Origin of the sequence: Roseibium sp. (assembly GCF_025698965.1) — a bacterium.
GTDB lineage: Bacteria > Pseudomonadota > Alphaproteobacteria > Rhizobiales > Stappiaceae > Roseibium.
In genome coordinates this window covers 1-4,228 of record NZ_JAILWL010000530.1, presented here as the reverse complement: position 1 = coordinate 4,228, position 4,228 = coordinate 1, and the positions used below count along the sequence as shown (strand labels likewise).

The 4,228-nt window shown below is 57.5% G+C and carries 3 protein-coding genes and 1 tRNA gene; 2 read left to right on the top strand and 2 right to left on the bottom strand.

Annotated features, from left to right (window positions below):
* Together K5905_RS28740 and K5905_RS28735 are read right to left on the bottom strand one after the other, a co-directional pair.
* The coding region (locus K5905_RS28740; RefSeq protein WP_297590839.1) for a heavy metal translocating P-type ATPase at positions 1 to 2,220 on the bottom strand (2,220 nt) is incomplete at its 3' end.
* A gap of 278 nt (positions 2,221 to 2,498) precedes the next feature.
* Positions 2,499 to 2,585: transfer RNA gene (locus K5905_RS28735), tRNA-Leu, on the bottom strand.
* A 180-nt stretch (positions 2,586 to 2,765) separates the two neighbouring features.
* Here K5905_RS28735 and K5905_RS28730 point away from each other — a divergent pair.
* Entirely contained in the window at positions 2,766 to 3,740 is a 975-nt protein-coding gene (locus tag K5905_RS28730; protein ID WP_297590837.1) for a complex I NDUFA9 subunit family protein, read from the top strand.
* A gap of 174 nt (positions 3,741 to 3,914) precedes the next feature.
* Positions 3,915 to 4,228: MFS transporter (locus tag K5905_RS28725; RefSeq protein WP_297590834.1), on the top strand; the 314-nt coding region annotated here is incomplete at its 3' end.

Sequence of the window (4,228 nt, the reverse complement as noted above, 5' to 3'; positions counted from 1 at the left end):
AATCGCATTGTAAACAAAGGCGAAGAATAGATTCTGGCGGATGTTGCGAACAGTTTCACGGGCAAGTTTGCGGGCACGCAGAATACCTTCCAGATCCCCTTTCAATAGGGTCAAACCCGCACTTTCCACGGCCACATCGGCACCGGTTCCCATCGCAAGTCCCACATCTGCCGCCGCCAGCGCCGGAGCATCATTGACACCGTCACCTGCCATCGCAACAACGTGTCCGGCTGCCTTCAGATCTTCGATGAGTTTCTGCTTGCCTTCCGGCAGTACCCCCGCCCGCACATCGTCTATTCCGAGCATTCCCGCCACAGCTTCTGCTGTTCTTGGAGCGTCACCGGTCGCCATCACGATCCGGATGCCGTCCTCATGCAACGCGTTGATCGCGGATTTGGCGTTTGTCTTGATCGGATCAGCCACAGCGATCAGCCCGAGAAGCCTGGTGTCGCCGTCCGTGATCTTGACGAGGTGCATGACCGTTTTGCCGAGTTCGGCAAGCTCCTCTGCACGATCTTCCAATGCAGAAACATCCGCACCCGCTTCCCTTGCAAAAGTGGCGTTACCCAAAACAACCTGGTCATTTCCAATCTGCGCCCGGACACCTTTGCCGGTTACTGCCTCGAAATTTTTCACGTCAGGCAGTTTTAGGCCCTTCGCCTCCGCTCCCGCCAGGATCGGTTCGGCCAATGGGTGCTCGGACCCTTTCTCAAGGGCTGCTGCCAGTGTCAGCACGTCTGCTTCGCTCTCCCCCGGTGCCGGCATAACATCGCTCAGCGCCGGTTTTCCTTCCGTCAACGTTCCGGTCTTGTCGACCACGATGGTGTCGACGGAGGCCAACCGTTCCAGGGCTTCGGCGGTCTTGACGAGCACACCGGCCTGCGCGCCCCGGCCTGTCGCAGTCATGATCGACATGGGCGTTGCCAGCCCGAGCGCACAGGGACAGGCGATGATCAGAACGGATACGGCAGCAACAATCCCGTGTACGAGCGAGGGCGACGGACCAACGAACAGCCAGACACAGAAGGCCAGTACGGCTACAGCCAACACGGTCGGCACAAAGTAGCCGGCAACCTTGTCGGCCAGCCCCTGGATCGGGGCCCGGGATCTTTGCGCCGAGGCAACCATGTCGACGATTTTGGAAAGCATCGTGTCTTCGCCGACCAGACGGGCTTCCATGACAAGGGTGCCTGTTTTGTTGAGCGTGCCTCCCGTAACTTCGTCGCCTGCGTTTTTCTCCACCGGGACCGGTTCTCCGGTGACCAGGCTTTCATCGATCGATGATCCACCTTCAAGAACCACACCGTCAACCGGCACTGCTTCACCAGGACGCACACGCAGCCTGTCGCCCGCCAGAATGTTTTCAAGCGGTGCATCGTACTCTGCACCTTCCGGCGTTATCCGACGCGCTGTCTTGGGGGCTAGGTCGAGCAGCGCCCGGATTGCATCGCCCGTGCGCTCGCGTGCGTTCAACTCCAGCACCTGCCCGACAAAGACAAGCGCGACAATCACCACCGAGGCCTCGAAATAAACCGGCATGTGCCCGGTCGTTCCCTTGAGAGCCTCAGGAAACAGAAACGGCATGAAGGTGGCGATCATCGAATAGAGATAGGCAGCCCCGACCCCAATCATGATCAGCGTCCACATATTGAAATGACGCGTTCGGAGCGATGTCCAGCCACGTTGGAAGAACGGCAACGCGGCCCAGAGCACCACAGGCGTTGCCAATAGTGCCTCCAGATAAATCGCGACACCCTCCCCGATCCAGTCCCGGATCGGGACGCCGACCATCGGGCCCATGGTCAGTATCAGAAGTGGAATTGCGGCAAGCGCGCTCACCCAGAGCCGGCGGGTGAAGTCGATTAGCTCATGATTGGGTTCATCGGAAACTCCGCTCATCGGCTCAAGGGCCATGCCGCAGATCGGACAGGTGCCGGGTCCTTCCTGAACGATCTCGGGATCCATTGGACATGTATACATGACACCGCTGGAGGCGCGCTCAGCTTCCTGCGCCTTCTTTTTCCGGCTGTTTCCGGAGACATAAAAATAGGGGTCTGCCTCGAATTTGTCGTGGCACTTCGGATTGCAGAAATGATAGTCGCGTCCCTTGTACATCAAGGTCGGCTTGCCTTTGCCCAATGTCACGGACATGCCGCAGACGGGATCGGTTGCCTTGTCAAGTTCCGTGGGGCGTTCGGACTGAACTGCTGTTTCCTGCATATTTTCGTTGCTCGCACTGGCGGCCATTTACGGAGGCCATTCGGGGGAGACCATTCGGGATCACGGATCCCGAACTTCCAGATACTGATTTTCCGGATACTTCGATCCGGTTACTGTTCATCAGTTAGGGCTTCCAGTCACTGGAAGGTCAAGCCGGAGAAATGCGTAGATGCAAATTAGGCCGAATAGTGCGGAATTGATTACCGGACCCAAAACGCAAGAAACCGGCCTGAAAGGCCGGTTTCTTTGTGTCTCAAAACTTGAAGCTTTGAGGGAATTGGTGCCCAGGAGAGGACTCGAACCTCCACGCCCATAAGGGCACTAGCACCTGAAGCTAGCGCGTCTACCAGTTCCGCCACCTGGGCTGTGAGGGGGGCTTGTAAGGGCCGCACCCAGGCTTGTCAATCACAGAAACAGACTTTTTTCATTCATTCACAAGGAGCCCTTCCCACGCAGAGCACAAAGGTCTAAGTAACGGGGTAATTGAACCGGCAACTCTGGTATGGCCGGTTACTCTTTATGGACGCGACAAAAGGCATTTCTGGATGTCCACACCTCTTAACGGCAAACTCGTCACGGTTTTCGGCGGATCCGGTTTTCTCGGTCGTCATATCGTTCAGGCACTCGCCAAGCGTGGCTACCGCGTACGCGCGGCGGTGCGGCGTCCGGATCTGGCGACGCACCTGCAGCCGCTGGGTGCTCCCGGCCAGATCATGCCGGTTCAGGCTAATCTTCGCTACCGCTGGTCGGTCGACCGGGCGGTGATCGGCGCGGATGCCGTTGTGAATGCAGTCGGCATCCTGGCGCCTGCCGGAAAACAATCCTTTGATGCCGTTCAGGCGTTCGGTCCGCGTGCAATCGCCGAAGCTGCGCGGTCGGCAGGCCTGCCCGGAATTACCCACATTTCCGCCATCGGTGCGAATGTGGAGAGTTCATCCGCTTATGCAAGATCCAAGGCAGCCGGTGAAAAGGGTGTTCTTGAAACGCTTCCGGACAGCGTCATTTTGCGCCCGTCCATTGTATTCGGTCCGGAAGACGACTTTTTCAACAAATTCGCAGACATGGCCCGCTTCTCGCCGACCCTGCCGCTGATCGGCGGTGGCGAGACCAAGTTTCAGCCGGTTTACGTCTGCGACGTTGCGGAGGCCGTGGCCCGCGCGGTCGACGGTGAACTGGATGCGGGAGCGATCTATGAACTCGGTGGACCGGAAGTGAAAAGCTTCAAGGAATGCCTTGAGGACATGCTTGCGGTGACCAGACGATCGAGAATCCTGCTTCCGATTCCTTTCCCGGTTGCTTCCGCCATGGGCAAGATCATGCAACTCCTGCCGGGGGCACCTTTGACGGCGGACCAGGTCGAGTTGCTTAAAACAGACAATGTCGTTTCCGATGCAGCCAAATCGAACCGCCGCACGTTGGATGGTCTCGGTATCGACCCGACCACCCTTGCAGCCGTTTTGCCGACTTATCTGGAACGGTTTCGCGAGCACGGTCAGTACGACGCTCACCGCCCAGCCTGATGCGGCGAACATGTAGTTTTAAAAGCGGGTCCGAACGGGCCCGTTTTTTTGTGCCTCGCATCTATTCAGCCAGGTCCCTGCCCTGATTACCGAAACCGGGGATCGGTCTTCCGAACCGCTTAACGTTGCCGCAATGGTCTGCATCGCCTAGGCTTTCGAATTCAAGGAGGGGCCATGTCGCATCTAGCCAAAATCACCATGCTTTTTGTCGTGTTCGTTGACCTTTTGGGGCAGGGTCTGGTCTTTCCGATCATCAACAGTCTGGTGATGGAACCGAGCACATCAATGCTTCCGGCGAACACGTCCGATGCCATGCGCCATTTCAACTATGGCCTTATCATCGGTGTGTTTTTCCTCTGCTGGTTTTTCGGCGCCCCATATATTTCCAAACTATCGGACGTGATCGGGCGCAAGAACGCAATCCTCATTTGCCTTTTCGGTGCCCTTGCCGGGTATGCGTTGACGATTGTAGCGCTCTATATGAGCAG

Coding starts and splice junctions, on each gene's coding strand:
- K5905_RS28730 (WP_297590837.1), top strand. CDS start 2,766: ATGTCCACACCTCTTAACGGCAAACTCGTCACGGTTTTCGGCGGATCC.